The organism is Amycolatopsis heterodermiae (assembly GCF_034929455.1).
GTDB lineage: Bacteria > Actinomycetota > Actinomycetes > Mycobacteriales > Pseudonocardiaceae > Amycolatopsis > Amycolatopsis heterodermiae.
In genome coordinates this window covers 69789-85035 of the sequence record NZ_JAYFSI010000018.1, presented here as the reverse complement: position 1 = coordinate 85035, position 15247 = coordinate 69789, and the positions used below count along the sequence as shown (strand labels likewise).

General features: G+C 72.8%; 8 protein-coding genes and 1 pseudogene. 4 read left to right on the top strand and 5 right to left on the bottom strand.

Annotated elements, in window-relative coordinates; genetic code table 11:
* Positions 1 to 109 precede the first annotated feature (109 nt).
* Both VA596_RS45885 and VA596_RS45880 read left to right on the top strand, forming a co-directional pair.
* On the top strand, positions 110 to 949 hold the full coding sequence (locus VA596_RS45885; RefSeq protein WP_323336527.1) for an alpha/beta fold hydrolase: 840 nt from the start codon (positions 110 to 112) through the stop codon (positions 947 to 949).
* Between the two features lie 102 nt (positions 950 to 1051).
* On the top strand, positions 1052 to 2452 hold the full coding sequence (locus tag VA596_RS45880) for a nucleotide disphospho-sugar-binding domain-containing protein (protein WP_323336525.1): 1401 nt from the start codon (positions 1052 to 1054) through the stop codon (positions 2450 to 2452).
* 548 nt (positions 2453 to 3000) lie between these two features.
* On the opposite strand, the gene VA596_RS45875 is transcribed toward VA596_RS45880, so the two are convergent.
* From VA596_RS45875 to VA596_RS45860, 5 genes and pseudogenes are all read right to left on the bottom strand, one after another.
* Entirely contained in the window at positions 3001 to 4638 is a 1638-nt protein-coding gene (locus VA596_RS45875; RefSeq protein WP_323336523.1) for a (2,3-dihydroxybenzoyl)adenylate synthase, read from the bottom strand.
* Complete coding sequence (locus VA596_RS45870; protein WP_323336521.1) at positions 4635 to 9863, bottom strand: type I polyketide synthase; 5229 nt, start codon at positions 9861 to 9863, stop codon at positions 4635 to 4637. The genes VA596_RS45875 and VA596_RS45870 overlap by 4 nt, the downstream gene beginning before the upstream one ends.
* Complete coding sequence (locus tag VA596_RS45865; protein WP_323336519.1) at positions 9860 to 10930, bottom strand: methyltransferase; 1071 nt, start codon at positions 10928 to 10930, stop codon at positions 9860 to 9862. The genes VA596_RS45870 and VA596_RS45865 overlap by 4 nt, the downstream gene beginning before the upstream one ends.
* A 137-nt stretch (positions 10931 to 11067) precedes the next feature.
* Positions 11068 to 11279: pseudogene (locus tag VA596_RS50770) on the bottom strand (hypothetical protein); the annotation flags it as partial.
* A 145-nt stretch (positions 11280 to 11424) separates the two neighbouring features.
* The gene (locus VA596_RS45860; RefSeq protein ID WP_323336517.1) at positions 11425 to 12936 is read right to left on the bottom strand and encodes an MFS transporter; all 1512 of its coding nucleotides are present in this window, start codon (positions 12934 to 12936) and stop codon (positions 11425 to 11427) included.
* 478 nt (positions 12937 to 13414) lie between these two features.
* Between VA596_RS45860 and VA596_RS45855 the strand changes: the two genes are divergently transcribed.
* Together VA596_RS45855 and VA596_RS45850 are read left to right on the top strand one after the other, a co-directional pair.
* Positions 13415 to 14563, top strand: coding sequence for a nucleotide disphospho-sugar-binding domain-containing protein (locus VA596_RS45855; RefSeq protein ID WP_323336515.1), 1149 nt, complete (start codon positions 13415 to 13417; stop codon positions 14561 to 14563).
* Positions 14560 to 15240 carry a dihydrofolate reductase family protein gene (locus VA596_RS45850; protein ID WP_323336513.1) on the top strand — a complete coding sequence of 227 codons (681 nt, stop codon included), beginning with the start codon at positions 14560 to 14562 and terminating at the stop codon, positions 15238 to 15240. The genes VA596_RS45855 and VA596_RS45850 overlap by 4 nt, the downstream gene beginning before the upstream one ends.
* The last annotated feature ends 7 nt before the right edge of the window (positions 15241 to 15247 follow it).

Sequence of the window (15247 nt, the reverse complement as noted above, 5' to 3'; positions counted from 1 at the left end):
GAAGTGGACACTGTGGGGGTTCGGACTGGGCTCACGAGGAGATGCGGCGTGAGGCGCCCGCCGGGGACACTCGTGGGGACCACCGGAACATCCACGATGGGGGCGACGGTTGAGTGCGACGTGTGACCGGGTGCGCGTGCCGGGCGCGAGCCTGTACTTCGAGGTCCGCGGCACGGGCCCGGCGCTGCTGCTGATCCCGACCGGCAACGGTGACGGCGGCCCGTACACCCCGCTGGCGGAGGCCATCGCCGACCGGCACACCGTGATCACCTACGACAAGCGGGCCTATTCGCGCAGCCCGCTCGACGCGCCCGACGACGGGACGGACCGGGTCGGAGCCGACGTCGAGGACGCGCGCGCCCTCATCGAGCACGTGGCGGGCGGCCGGGCGGACGTGCTGGGCGGCAGCTCCGGCGCGATCGTGGCCCTGGAGCTGCTCGCGCGGCACCCCCGGTGCGTCGGCACGTCGGTCGTGCACGAGCCGCCGCTGGCCTCGGTGCTGCCGGACGCCGAGGAGTGGCTGGCCTTCTACGCGAACCTCTACGCGACCTACCAGGACGCCGGCCCGGTGGTCGCGATGGGGATCTTCCGCGAGCGGATGGGCATGCGGGGCACGACGAAACCCCCGGACGACGCGCAGCTCCCGCCGGACGAGCTGGCCGACATGCTGGCGCGCATCCGGTCGAACCACACGCAGTGGTTCGAACGGGAGGTGCGCGACTACCCGGCGGTCGTCCCGGACGTCGAAGCGCTGCGGGCGGTCGCCGGCCAGCTCGTCCTCGGCGGCGGCGACACCTCGCGCGACGACTTCCCGTACCAGCCGAACCGGGTGCTCTCGGCCCGCATCGGCGTCCCGATCACGCACTTCCCCGGTGGGCACGTCGGGTTCGTGACCCAGCCGGGGGAGTTCGCCGATGCCCTGTCCGCCCTGCTCACCGCCCGCCGGTGAAGTGAACCCGCACTGGCGGAGATGCGCCGCGCCGCGGGCGGGCGCTGAGATGGAGCCTGCCCCCGGCGAGCCGGGCAAACCCGCCACCAGAAGGAGATTCCCATGCGCGTCCTGTTTGCCTGCTACCCGGCGCACGCGCACCTGCTACCGCTCGTAACGACCGCGTGGGGGCTGCAGAGCGCGGGGCACGACGTGCGCGTCGCGTCCTTCCACGGCCTCTCGCAGACGATCTCGGCCGCCGGCCTGATTCCGGTGCCGCTCGGTGACCCGGACGCGATCGAGGCCCGCTTCCTGGAGGACGCCGGGCTGCCGAGCGGAACCGACGAGATCGACCGCTACGCGAGGGCGCTCGCCATCGAGCCGCACGAGCGGGACGCGTGGGACGTGTTCTTCCAGTACATGCTGCTGCCGTGCGGCGACTACCTGCGCGAAGACCGGCAGGAAGCCGCCGATCTCGTGGCGTTCGCCCGCACGTGGCAGCCGGACCTGGTGATCTACGACCCGACGTTCCCGATCGCCGCCATCGCGGCGAAGGCGTGCGGCGCGGCGCAGGCCCGGTTCCTGCTCGGCCCGGACATCTACGCGTGGAGCCTCGACCGGCTCGCCGCCTACCGGCAGCAGGTGCTCGACGCCGGTCTCGAGGAGAACCCGCTGGGGTCGATGATCGCGCCGGTGGCGGAGCGGCTGGGCGTCGAGATGGGCGACGACCTGCTGTACGGGCACTTTTCGCTGGACGCGGTGTCGCCCGGCCTGCGGATGCCGACGAGCGCCAAAACGGTCCCGGTCCGCTACGTGCCGTTCGCCGGCTCGGCCGAGCTGCCCGGCTGGCTCTACACCAAGCCGGAGCGGCCCCGGGTCGCGGTCTCGCTCGGGGTGTCGACCCGGCAGGCGTTCACCGGCTCGCACGTGCGGGACGAGGCCGAGCGGGGGGAGAACGCGCTCACCTTCGACATGAACCCCGAGGTGAGCCGGCTGTCCATGCTGATGGAGGCGGTGGCCGAGCTCGACATCGAGGTGGTCGCGACGCTGAGCGAAGGCCAGCTGGCCGGCCTCCCGCCGCTGCCCGCGAACGTGCGGGCCGTGCACTACCTCCCGCTGCCCCAGCTGCTGGCGACCTGCTCCGCGGTCGTTTACCACGGCGGGATCGGCACGCTCGCCGCGGCGACCGGGGCCGCGGTGCCGCAGCTGATCTTCGACACCGGTGAGGCGGCCCGCGTCGTGGTCACCGTCGCGGAGGACGGCAGTGTCGAATACGCGATGCCGGACAAGAAGGTGGAGGCCACCTGGGTGTCCAACTTCGTCATCGACCGGGGCGCGGGCGAGCGGCTGAACCACAAGACCCAGACGGTCGAGGAGATCCGCAAGCTGGTCCAGCAGGTGGTGGAGAACCCCTCCTACCGCGAGGGCGCCCGAGCCCTGCACGACGAGTGGCTGGCAACGCCCGGGCCGAACGACATCGTCCCGACGCTGGAGGTCCTCGCGGCGCACCACCGCACCCGCTGAGGTTGGAACGGCTGCGGCGCCCCGGCTTCGGCCGGTGCGCCGCGGCCGTCGTTTGGCAGGGCGCCTGCTGAAACCGCCCCGAAGCTTGCGGCTTTCACCGCCGCACGTCGCACCCGCTGGCGTTTGACCTGCTGCGGCGCACCGGTTTCGGCCGGGCGCCGCAGTGGTCGTTCGGCAGGCGGCCGGAACCGCCCCGAAGCTCGGACTTTCACCGCCCGCACGTCGCACCCGCTGGCGCTCGACCTGCTGTGGCGCACCGGTTTCAGCCGGTGCGCCACAGTTGTCGTTGCGCGCCGGCGCGGAGTTCGGTCCCTTGCCCTCGGTGACCCGGGGCCTGCTCGCTGGTCGAGCAGCTCAAGGCTCTGCCCGGCGTTCTCGCGGTCCATCGCCGCACCCCATTGCGCAGCTCAAGGACCGTTGTGGCGCAACGGATTCGCTGGTGCGCCGCGGTCATCGATTCGACCAGGCGATCAGGCGACGCAGGTCAAGGTGCGCAACAGGAATAACGGGCCCGGCGCCACCACACGCCGGGCCCGTATCTTCCTGCCTCACACCATTGTGCGCAGGACCTTCTTGTCCGCCTTGCCGACCGCGGTGTGCGGGAAGGCGTCCAGCACCACCAGGCGCTCCGGCAGCTTGAACGCGGCCAGGCCGCGGGCCGTGAGCGTGGCGCACAGTTCCTCGAGGGTCAGGGTGTGGCCCTCGTGCAGGCGGGCGAACAGGCAGACCCGCTCGCCCAGCGCCGGGTCCGGCATGGCCACCGCGGCGGCTTCCGCCACCGCCGGCAGCTCCTGGGCCAGGGTTTCGACCTCGGCGGCGGAGATCTTCTCGCCGCCGCGGTTGATGAGGTCCTTGACGCGGCCGCACACGACGACGTTGCCCGCCGGGGTGACGCGCACCAGGTCGCCCGTGCGGAACCAGCCGTCCGGGGTGAAGGTCTGCCGGTTGACCTCCGGCACGCCGAAGTAGCCGCGCGGGGTGTACGGGCCGCGGGTGAGCAGTTCGCCCACCTCGCCGGGGGCCACCGGCTCGCCGTCCGGGTCGACCAGGAGCAGCTCGTCGAACGGGCTGATCGGCCGTCCCTGCGTGCCGTGCGCCTCCTCGTCGGCGGCGTCCGGGGCCGTGTAGCAGACCAGGCCCTCCGCCATCCCGTACACCTGCTGCACCCGGCAGCCCAGCGCCGGCCCGATGCGGGCGGCGACCTCCGGCGCGAGCACCGACCCCCCGACGTGCACGTGCCGCAGGGTGCGGAGGTCCCGGGTGCTCGCCGCCGCCGCTTCCATCCACTTGAGCACGACCGCCGGGACGGCCGAGGTGACGGTGACGCCCTCCTCCTCGATCGCCTCGAACACCGGCTCCGGGCGCGGGGACGGCAGCAGGACGGCCCGGCCGCCGGCGTGCAGCGCGCCCAGGATGCCCGGGTTGGCGAGCGGGAAGTTGTGCCCGGCCGGGAGCACCGTCAGGTAGACGGTGTCCGGGTCGAACCCGCACGCGGCCGCGCACCGGCGGATGTTGTACTCGTAGTCGTCGTGGGTGCGGCCGATCACCTTGGGCACGCCCGTCGTCCCGCCCGAAAGCAGGAACACCGCGACGTCGGAGGCGGACGGCGCGTGCTCGTCCAGCCACAGCCGGCGCGCCTCCGGATCACCGGACTGCTTGATCAGGCCCCGGACGTCGACGTTGCCCGCCCGCACCTCGTCGCCGACCACCAGCACCCGCACCGGGCCGGGCAGCGTCGCCGCGACCCGCTCCGCGAGGTCCTGGTGGTCGTAGCCCTTCAGGGTGTCCGGCACGATCAGGGCCTTCGCCCGCACGTGCGCGCCGATCGAGGCCAGCTCGTGCTCGCGGTGCGGCGGCAGCATCATCACCGGCGCCACCCCCAGCCGGAAGCAGGCGAGCGTGACGACCACGAACTCCCACTGGTTCGGCAGCTGCACGAGGACCGTGTCGCCGCGGCCCAGCCCGCTCGCCGCGAGCCCGGCGGCCAGGCCGTCGGCGTGCTCGGCCAGTTCGCGGTAGGTCAGCCGGACCTCACCGTCCACAATGGCCACCCGGTCCGGACGGCGCCGGGCCCAGTCCCACAGGTACGACCCGAGCGGGCGGCCGCGCCAGCAGCCGGCCGCGCGGTACGCGTGGGCCAGGTCGGCGGGCCACGGCACCACCCGCTCGAGGATGTCGTCGCTCACGCCGCCTGCTCCAGTTCCTCCGGGGTGAGCCGCTCGGCGAGCAGCTCGACGACCGCTTCGACGGTCGGCCGGTCCCAGAAGAGGGTCGACGGCAGCTGCAGGCCGAAGCGCCGCTCGAGACCGCGCCGGATCCGCACGGTCATCACCGAGTCCAGGCCCATCTCGACCAGCGGGCGCCGCGGGTCCACCTCGGCGGCCGGCAGCTGCGTCTCCGCCGACACCTGGGCGCGGATCTCCGCGGTCAGCACGGCCACCAGCTCCGGCCCGGTCAGCCCGGCCCACGGCTCGTCCTGCTCCTGCTCGCCGCCGGCGTCCTGCGCCGCGTCCTCGGGCAGCGCCGAGAGCACGGGCAGGCGGAGGTCGCCCGGCCCCAGCGGGACCGTCCGCAGCACGGCCGCGTACCCGAGGTCGTGCTGCTCGACCACCTCCCACGCGGCGAACGCGTCGGCGAGGGCGATGTCCGCGGTGCCGCGGGCGGCCAGCTCGACGTCGATGATCGCCGACGAGGTGGACATCCCGAGGCCACGCCACGACGTCCAGCCGAAGCTGGTCGTCCCGCGGTCACCGGCGGCGCGCCGGTGCGCGGCGAGCGCGTCGAGGAACGCGTTGGCCGCCGCGTAGCTGGCCTGGCCCGGCAGCCCGAGCAGGTAGCCGCTGGAGGAGAACAGCGCGAAGAAGTCCACGCTGCCCGGCGGGAACAGCTTGTGCAGGGTCAGCCCGCCCGCCACCTTGGGACGCAGCACCGTGCGCAGCGACTCCTCGTCGAGGGTGCGCAGCGCGCGGTTGTCCAGCACCCCGGCCGCGTGCACGACACCGCGGAACGGCGGCAGCCCGAGCGCGGCGGGCGAGAGCAGGCGGGCGGCCTCGTCGTGGTCGGCGATGTCCACCGCGACCGCGACGACGGTGACCCCGAGCCGCTCCAGCGAGCGCACGGCTTCGAGCCGCGCCACCGTCTCCGGGTCGGTCTCGGTGTCCCAGGTGTCCCGGGGCGGCAGCCCGTGGCGGCCGGCGAGCACGATGCGCCGCGCTCCCCGGTCGGCCAGCCACTGCGCGACCCGCAGGCCGAGCACGCCGAGCCCGCCGGTGACCAGGTAGGTGCCGTCCGGCTGGCAGCCGCGCAGGCGCCCCGACGGCTCACCGTCGAGGGCGAGCAGGCGGGGGACCAGCGGTTCGCCGTCCTGGATCGCGACGACGTCCTCGCCGCGGACGGTGGTCAGCACGTCGAGCAGCGCCGGGACGTCCTCGGGCGAGTCGCCCACGTCGACGACGCCGCCCCAGATCTCGGGGTGCTCGCCGCCGATGATCCGGCCGACGCCCCACGCGGAGGCGTGCGCGAGCGCGGCTTCGTCCGCGCCACGGCGCACGCCCTGCGTGACGCACCACAACCGGGCCTGGCCCGAGGCCAGCCGCTGGGCGGTGGCCGCGAGCAGCCACGACGTCTCGGCCGCCGCCGAACCCGTCGTGCCCGGCCTGGCCCGGCCCGGCACGACGAGGACGTCGTGCCCGCCGGACAGTTCGTCCTCGGTCAGCTCCTCCGGGCCGGCGACGACCCGGAACGGCACCGCCGCGCCGGCGAGCCGCTCGGTGAGCCGGCCGATCAGCGCGCTGTCCGGCCCGACCAGCACGGCCGCCCGGCGCTCCGCCGGTTCGGTCCGGTCCGCGGGCTGCCACCCGATCGGGTGGACCAGCTCGCGCGGGTTGACGCCGGTGCCCGAGTCGGCCGACGGCGCGCCGTCCAGCACGCCGTAGCGCAGCCCGGCCAGCCGCCCGGCCAGGACGCCGTCCGGATCGGTGATCTCGACGTCGACCGTGAGCTCCCCGGTCTGCCGCACGGTGATCGTGGCCCGCGCGGGCGGGGTGTCGCCGAGCGAGACCCGCTGGATGTGCGCGGGCATGCGCAGGATCGGCGGCCCGGTGAACACGACCGACGCGGTCGACAGGGCCGCGTCGAGCACGGACGCCCAGGTGTTGCGCAGCGTCCCGGGCTCGGGCTCGGCCCGCACGGTGGCCACGAGCGTGCCCTCACCGCGGTGGATTTCCTCGACGACCCACGGGAAGCCCATGGCAGCGACGCCGAGCGACGCCAGCCGGTCGATGACGAACCCGGCCGGGAGCCGTTCTCCTGCCTCCGCGGGTGCCTCGGCGGACGCGGCGGTGCGCGGCTCGATCGTGGCCGTGGTGTGGGTGGCCCAGCCGGAGTCGGCGCCGGCGGCGCCGTCGGTGTCGTTCTGGGCGGGCGCGCCCTTGCGGCTCAGCCTGCTGGACAGCCGGATCGCCCCGTCCTGCAGCACCACCTGCAGGTCACGCGTGCTGGTGACGCTCACCGGGACGCGCAGCGACACCTCGGCCAGGTCCGACCACGGGCCGACGGAGGCCGCCGCCGTGGCGAAGGTGTTCAGCAGGACGGCCGCGGGGATGATCTCCACGTTCCGCACCGGGTGGCTGCCGGGGTAGGGCCGCGAATCGCGGTCGAGCCGGGTCGCCCACACGTGCGCGGGGGTGGTGCCGCGCACGACGGTCCGCCCGCCGAGCAGCGTGTGGCCGGCGACGTCGTGGTGCTCGGCCACCGACGTCGGCGCCTCGGGCTCCTCGGCCCAGTGGGGCTTGTGCTGCCACGCGTACGTCGGCAGGTCGGCGACGCCGCCGCCGGGCCACAGGGCCCGCCAGTCGACCTCCGCGCCGTTCCCGTAGAGCTGGCCGAGGTTGGTCAGCATCGTTTCGCGTTCCGGCTTGGCCCGCCGCAGGGTGTGGGTGGCGAACCCGTCGGTGATGCCGAGCCCGTCGAACGTCTCGTTGATCGAGTGCTCGACCACCGGGTGCGGCGACACCTCGAGGAACAGCCGGTAGCCGTCCTGCAGCGCGGCGGTCAGCGCCTGGACGAACCGCACCTGGTTGCGCAGGTTGCCGGCCCAGTACGTGCCGTCGCGCACGGTCTCCGCGCGCGGGTCCGTCAACGCGGTGCTGTAGAGCGGGAGCCCGGCCGGCCGGGGTTCGAGATCGTCCACGGCCGCGGCCAGCTCGTCGAGCAGCGGGTCCATGTGCGCGCTGTGGAAGGCGACGTCCGAGTCGACCAGCCGGCCGCCCGTGCCCTCCGCCCGCAGCTGGTCGGCGAACTCCTGGATCGCGGTGACGTCACCGGAAACCACGGTCGACGTCGTCGCCGCGGCGACCGCGACCGCGAGGTCGGTGCGCCCGGCGAGCCGGGTTTCGGCGTCCTCGGGCGGCAGCGCCACCATGACCATGCCGCCCTGGCCCGCGACCCGGCGCAGCAGCACCGAGCGGCGGCAGGCCAGCCGCGCGCCGTCCTCCAGGGAGAACACGCCGGCGGTGACCGCGGCGGCGATCTCGCCGACCGAGTGCCCGATCACCGCGGCCGGGCGCAGGCCCCGCGCGCGCCAGGTCTCGGCCAGGGCCACCTGCATCGCGAAGATCATCGGCTGGATCACGTCGACGGGCTGCCGCGCGTCGGACCGCACGGTGGCCCGCGGGGACACGCCGAGCTCGGCGGTGAAGATCGGCTCCAGCCGGTCGAACACCTCGGTGAAGACGGGATCGGTGTCCAGGAGCTCCCGGCCCATCCCGATCCACTGCGAGCCGTGGCCGGAGAAGACCCAGACGACCCCGGCGGCCGCGGCCGGCCCGGCGACCGAGTCCGGACCCGAGACGGCCACCTCGCCGAGGCGGTTGACCAGGTCGGTGCGGTCCGCGGCGAACACCGTGGCCCGGTGCGGCAGGTGCGGGCGGCGCACGGCGAGGGTGTGCCCGACGTCGGTCAGGTCGACGTCGCGGTGCCCGGTCAGCCAGCCGACGAGCCGGCCAGCGTTCTTCCGCAGCGCTTCGGGACTGGCGCCGGACAACGGGAACAGGGCCGGTCCGCAGTCCACTGTGGACGGCTGGGCGACCTCGGCGCCGGACTCCTCCAGGATGACGTGCGCGATCGTGCCGCCGTAGCCGTAGCCGGACACCCCGGCCCGGCGCGGCCCGGCCGACTCCGGGAACGGGGTCTTGCCGGTCACCACGCGCAGGCGGGCTTCTTCCCAGGGGATGGCCGGGTTGGGCTCGGTGCAGTTCAGGCTGGGCGGGATCTCGGCGTGCTGCAGGGCCAGCACGGCCTTGATGACGCCGGCGACGCCGGCTCCCGCCTCGAGGTGGCCGATGTTGGGCTTGACCGAGCCGATCAGGCAGGGCTCGTCGACCGGACGGCCCTTGCCGAACACCGACGCCATCGCCGCGGCCTCGAGCGGGTCGCCCGCGCGGGTCCCGGTGCCGTGCGCCTCGACGTAGCCGACGGTCGCCGGGTCGATCCCCGCGGTCTCGTACGCGCGGCGCATCAGGTGCGCCTGCGCGTCGCCGCTGGGGGCCATGATGCCGTTCGTCCGGCCGTCCTGGTGCACGGCGCTGCCGCGCAGCACCGCGAGCACGTGGTCACCGTCGCGCTCGGCGTCGGAAAGCCGCTTGAGCACGACGATCCCGCCGCCCTCGCCGCGGCCGTAGCCGTCGGCGGTGGCGTCGAACGACTTGCAGCGCCCGTCGGGGGAGGTGGCCCCGGCCGCGTCCAGGACGAGCGAGAGGCCGGGCGCGGCCATGATCAGCACGCCGCCGGCCAGCGCCACCGGGCACTCCCCGGCGCGCAGGGCCTGGGCCGCCAGGTGGATCGACACCAGCGACGACGAGCACGCCGTGTCGACCACGGCACTCGGCCCGCGCAGGTCCAGCGCGTAGGAGACCCGGTTGGCCACCGCGCAGAACGAGCTGCCGATGCCGGTCCACGCCTCGATCCGCGGCAGGTCCTCCAGGAGCCGGCGGCCGTAGTCGTCGGCGCCGACGCCCATGAAGACGCCGGTGTCGGTGCCGGCGAGCGAGCGCGGCGGGATGCCCGCGTGCTCGAGCGCTTCCCAGGCCAGTTCCAGCACGATGCGCTGCTGCGGGTCCATCAGCGCGGCTTCACGCGGGGTCAGGTCGAAGAAGTCCGCGTCGAAACCCTTGATGTCGTCCAGGAAGGCGCCGGACTTGGTGACGTCGCGCAGAGCGGCCGCGTGCCCGCCGCTCTGCCGCGCGTACCACGCCCAGCGCTCTTCCGGGACCTCGCCGATGGCGTCCCGGCCGTCGCGGAGCAGGCGCCAGAACTTCTCCGGAGAGTCGACGCCGCCCGCGAAGCGGCAGGCCATCCCGACGATGGCGATCGGCTCCGGGGTGTCCCGGGACTGCTCGAGCCGCTCGGTCATCGACCCACCTGGCCTGGCGCGTCCTTGTGGGCGACGACGAGCGCGTGGCTGAAGCCCATGTCCTGGTGCAGGTCGACGCGGGAGAAGCCGGCGTCGAGCGCGGCGCGCTCCATGTCACCCGGGGTGTAGGTCATGCCCTCGCCGGAGGCGAGCGTGAGGAAGTAGGGCGAGACCAGCCCGGCGGCCATCGACCCGGTGCCCTCCTCGTTGCTGACCCAGTTGTAGACCAGGCACGTCCCGCCCTCGGGCAGCGCGTCGTAGCACCGGCGCAGCAGCGCGGTGTTGCGCTCCAGGGACCAGATTTCGAAGATGTGGAACACGAAGATCGCGTCCGCGCCCTCGGGGTAGCGGTCGTGGAGGATGTCGCCCGGGTGGAAGTGCACGCGCTTGCGGACGGCCGGGTCCTCGATCCGGTCGGCGGCCAGGCGCGTCACGCTCTCCTGGTCCATCACCGTCACCTCGAGCTCGGGGTAACGCTTGGCCAGCTCCACGGAGTTGGCGCCGTCGCCGCCGGCGATGTCGATGGCGTGGCGGATGTGGGAGAAGTCGTACTTCTCGAGGATCTGCTCGAACGCCCGCCGCGAAGCGTCGCCCATGTTGTCGTAGAACACCTTCTGCAGGTCCGGGGTCGCGGTGAGACGCTCGTAGAGCGTGTCGCCCGGGCCCTCGAGCCGGCGCAGGCCGACGTTCGTGTTCTGCCGCAGGGCTTCCGCGAAGTCGACCATCGTGGCGTTGATGATCTTCGCCTGGATGTCGACGAGCGGGCCGAGGAACCGCTCGCCCTCGCGCAGGAGCTTGCGCTCGACCATCTTGCTGTTGACGTACTTGTCGCCGCTCTTCTCGAGCAGCAGCAACGAGGCGAGCCCGAGCAGGAGGATCCGCGCCGGCTGCCGCTCGATGCCGAGTGCCGCCGCCGTCTCGTCCACGTCCAGGCCGCCCGCGGTGTCGAGCTTCTCGAACAGCTCGAACTCCAGCGCGGTGCGCAGCAACTCGAACGCGGTGGTGCCGTGGACCAGGATCCGCAAGTAGTCGGCTTCAGAGATCGTGACCTTGCGACTGTCCGCCATGATTCCTCCGCTGGGTTCACCGAAAGTCGCATCCGGATGCGACACACCTGCCGTCCATCGTGTACCGCCCGCCCGTGCCCGCTCGCCTCCTTTCATGCGATCCCCCGACGGGGAAGCGCTTTGGGCAAAGCGGAAAACGGGCTCGGCGAGGCCGCGATCGTGCGACGAGCCCGGAAGTCGCGGAGGGCGAACGCGATCGGCTTCGTCTCGAAGACGACGGCGTGCGGAGTCCGGCCGGCGAGCGGACCAGGCCAAGGTACCGCTCGTAGAAGGCCTGCGAAGCGTCGAGGTCGCGTGCCCGCGCTTGTCGAACTCCGAGATCGCCCGTGGCGCGTTCATGACACGGCAGTCGATGAAGGTGCTGCAGGGCGTGATCCGCTCCCCGCGCGATGGCAAGGACAACGTCCAGCTCGTTCTTCGGCGCTGAGCCGGAAAACGACGAGTGGCCCCACCGAAACGGTGGGGCCACTCGTCGTGGTGCGCGTGTGCCGATATCAGACCGCGGGGCTCGACACCTGGTCGTCCTGCTCGCCCGCGGGGACCTCTTCCGGCGGCGGCCCTTCGCCGCCGCCCTGCCCGCCCAGCGGCGCGATCGACCGCAGCGTGGCGAACGTCAGCACGGCCAGCGCGACGAACGCGACCGCGCAGACCAGCGACGTCAGCGAGACCGCCGAGTTGAACACGTCCCGGGCGCTCGTCAGCAGGGTGTTCGCCAGATCGCCGGGAACCCTCGCGGACGCGACGAACGCGCCCGCGATGCTCTCGTGCGCCTGGCCGGCCACATCCGCCGGGACGTTCGCCGGCACGGTGACCTTGGACTGGTACACGGCCGCGGCGAGGCTGCCGAGCGTCGCGATGCCCAGTGCCACACCGAGCTCGCCGCCGGTGGAGGCCAGCGAGGCCGCCGAGCCCGCCCGCTCCGGCGGGGACGCCCGCATCACCAGCTGGCTGATCAGCGGGCCGGCCGGGCTCACCCCGAAGAACACGATGCTCAGCCCGACGATCAGGGTGCCGATCCCGCCGACGCTGATCTGCGTGAGCACCACCATGCCGATGGCGGCGACGATCGTGCCACCCATCAGGATGAAGGCCGGCTTGATCTTCGCCGAGAGGTTCGTCACGATCTGGATGCCGATCACCAGCGCGAACGACGGCACCAGCATCCACAACCCGGCCGCCAGCGGGGACAGGCTGTCGACCAGCTGCATGTGCTGGGTGAGCAGGAAGGCCGAGCCACCCTGGACCGACGAGACCAGCAGGCTCAGGATCAGCGCGCCGCTCACCGCGGGGATCGCGAACAGCCGGATGTCCAGCAGCGGGCTGGCGAGCCCGCGCTGGCGCAGGACGAACGCGACGCCGAAGACCACGCCGGCGACCACCGCGACGACCGGCCAGACGCCGAAGCCGGACCGCGCCAGCTCCTTCAGGCCGTAGATGAACGGCAGGATCGCCGCCAGCGACAGCGCGACGCTGAAGAGGTCCAGGCGTCCCGCGTGCGGGTTCTTGGATTCCGGCAGCAGCCCCGGACCGGCCACCAGCAACAGGATCATGACCGGCACGCCGATCAGGAACACGGAGCCCCACCAGAAGGAGTTGAGCAGGGCACCACCGATCACCGGGCCCAGCGCCAGACCGGCCATCATCGAGGTGGACCACACCCCGATCGCCGCCATCATCTGCTTGGGGTTCGGGAACATGTTCATGATCAGGGCCAGTGTCGATGGCATGATCGTCGCACCCGCGACGCCCATCAGGGCCCGGGCGATGATGAGCATCTCGGTGTTCTGCGAGTAGGCCGCGACGATGGACAGGATCCCGAAGGCCGCGGCACCGATGAGCAGCAGCCGGCGCCGGCCGATCCGGTCACCCAGTGTTCCCATGGTGACGAGGAAGCCCGCGATCAGGAAGCCGTAGATGTCCGTGATCCACAGCTGTTCCATGCCGCTCGCGTGGAGGTCCTCGCTCAGCTTGGGTACGGCCAGGTACAGCACACCATTGTCGAGCATCGTCAACATGGTGGGCAGCGCGAGCACCGCAAGCCCAATCCATTCCCGCCGTCCAGCCAGCGGCGGAGCCTGTGCGCCAGTCACGTTTCTTGTCCTCTCGTCAACGACCACTGCGTTTGGGTTCAGTGCTCTGCCGGATGCCCGCTTCGGATGCCGCTTGTGCGACGGAGCGCGTCCATTCTCGTGGAGACCTCCGGTGCACGCCATCTTCTGGAATGCGCTGTTCGCCCGATCGGAAGGACCGGGGTGCGCGGCGGGCGGATGGCCGGCATTCGCGTCGTGCCGGCGTCGGTCACCATTTCCTCCCGTCAAGAGGGCGTTTCCTGCACTTCACCCGACCATCCCGCCGCGGCCGGACGGCCGCATCTCCGGCGTTGCGAGAACGCAGCAGCCGCGGAGAGGTGCCCGTGCGAGGCAGGAAGCTAGTGTCCGACGCGGGACATGGGCTTCGTGCCGGCACCGGACGGGGGAGACACGGATGCGGATACTGTTCACCTCGGTGGCCCTGTGCGGGCACTTCTACCCGCTCGTCCCGCTGGCGTGGACGTTCCGCGGGCTCGGTCACGAGGTGCTGGTGGCGGTCGCGGACGACTTCGTGCCCGAGGTGCTGCGCGCCGGGCTCCCGTCCGTCTCATGTGGACCCGCGGCGGACTTCGCCGGGTTCGCGGCGGAGGGCGCGACGGACGCACTGGAGGCGCGGCGGTACGGCAACGGGCGGGTGTTCGGCCGCAACGCGGCCCGCAACCTGCCCGGCCTGCTGTCCATCGTGGACTCGTGGCGGCCGGACCTGGTGCTCAGCGAGCGGGCGGAGGCGGCCGGGCCGGTGGCCGCCTCGGTGCACGGGGTGCCCTCGGTCGAGCTGCAGTGGGGGATTCCGCTGCTGGGCGAGTACCGCGCCGCGGCGGAGGACGAGCTCGGGCCGCACCTCGCCCGGCTCGGCGTGCCCGCGGTGCCGCGGCCCGCCACGGTGCTCAACCCGTGGCCGCCCAGCATGCGCCAGGCACACGCCGTCACCCAGCGCCGGATGCGCAACGTGCCCTACGACGGCCAGGCCCGGGTGCCCGGCTGGGTGTGGCAGCCGAAGAGCCGGCCGCGGGTCTGCCTCACGCTGGGCACGGTGCTGCCCCGGCTCGGCCTCGACGGGATGTCGGAGATCGTCATCCCGATGCTGCACGCGCTCGCCCGGCTCGGCGTGGAGGTGGTGGTGGCGGTCGAGGACGCGGTCGCCGCCGGCTGGCCCCCGTTGCCCGCCGTGGTCACCCACGTCGGCCGGATGCCGCTGTCGCACGTGCTCCGCGCCTGCGACGTCGTCATCCACCACGGTGGCCAGGGCACCGCGCTGACGGCTCTCGGTGCGGGAAAGCCGCAGCTGGTGCTGCCGGTGTTCGACGACCAGCTGGACAACGCCGCGGCGGTGGTGGCGGCGGGCGCCGGCCTGCGCCTGCCACCGGGTGAGGTCGACCCGGGCACGGTGGCGGACCGGTGCGCGGAACTGCTCGGGCAGCAGGCGTTCCGCCACGCCGCCGCGGGAATCGCCGCCGAGATCGAAACCCAGCCGTCCCTGGCCGCCGTGGCCGGCGACCTGACGGCTTTGGCCGAGGCCGCCCGCAGGCCGAACGCCGCTTGAGCCGCCGCACCCACGAGTGCCGAACGCAATTTCGAAGATGTGCCGGTGCCGGCCACCCCATACGTTCTTTGAACGGTCCGATGGTCGATGCGAAAGGACGCGGGGTCTTGGGAGAAATCGTTGTCGATATCACGGTGTCTTTGGACGGGTTCATCGCCACGCCGGACGGTGACGTGACGCGTCTTCACCGGTGGGCGCTCGCGGACGACAGTTCCGAAGACGGGTACACCGACGAGGCACGGGAACTCTTCAAAGCGGACGAGTTCGGCGCGGTCGTCGCCGGTCGTCGCACGTTCGACCAGTCCGGGGCGTGGGACGGAAATCCGCCGATCCCGGCCCCTTACATCATCGTTTCGCATGATGTTCCGGAAAAGGTGAAGACCGGGGAGTGGACGAGGTTCGTCTTCGTTTCCGAGGGCATCGAAGCCGCGATGGCCAAGGCGCAGGAGATCGCCGACGGCCGCGCCGTGGCCGTGATGGGCGGCGCCGACGTCATCCAGCAGTGCCTCAACGCGGGTCTGGTCGACGTGGTGTCCCTGCACGTCGTGCCGGTGCTGCTCGGCTCGGGAATCCGGCTGTTCGACCACCTCGGCGGCCAGCAGGAGCTCGAGCTCGTCGGCACGAGCAAGGGTCCGGAGACCTTCCGGATGCACTACCGCGTCGCGAAGCAGCCGTAGCCGGCAG

Bases quoted from the DNA above. Each gene is read 5' to 3' on its own strand.
- VA596_RS45865 (WP_323336519.1), bottom strand. From the start codon at position 10,930: ATGGCGGACAGTCGCAAGGTCACGATCTCTGAAGCCGACTACTTGCGG.
- VA596_RS45855 (WP_323336515.1), top strand. From the start codon at position 13,415: ATGCGGATACTGTTCACCTCGGTGGCCCTGTGCGGGCACTTCTACCCG.
- VA596_RS45860 (WP_323336517.1), bottom strand. From the start codon at position 12,936: ATGCTCGACAATGGTGTGCTGTACCTGGCCGTACCCAAGCTGAGCGAG.
- VA596_RS45880 (WP_323336525.1), top strand. From the start codon at position 1,052: ATGCGCGTCCTGTTTGCCTGCTACCCGGCGCACGCGCACCTGCTACCG.
- VA596_RS45870 (WP_323336521.1), bottom strand. From the start codon at position 9,863: ATGACCGAGCGGCTCGAGCAGTCCCGGGACACCCCGGAGCCGATCGCC.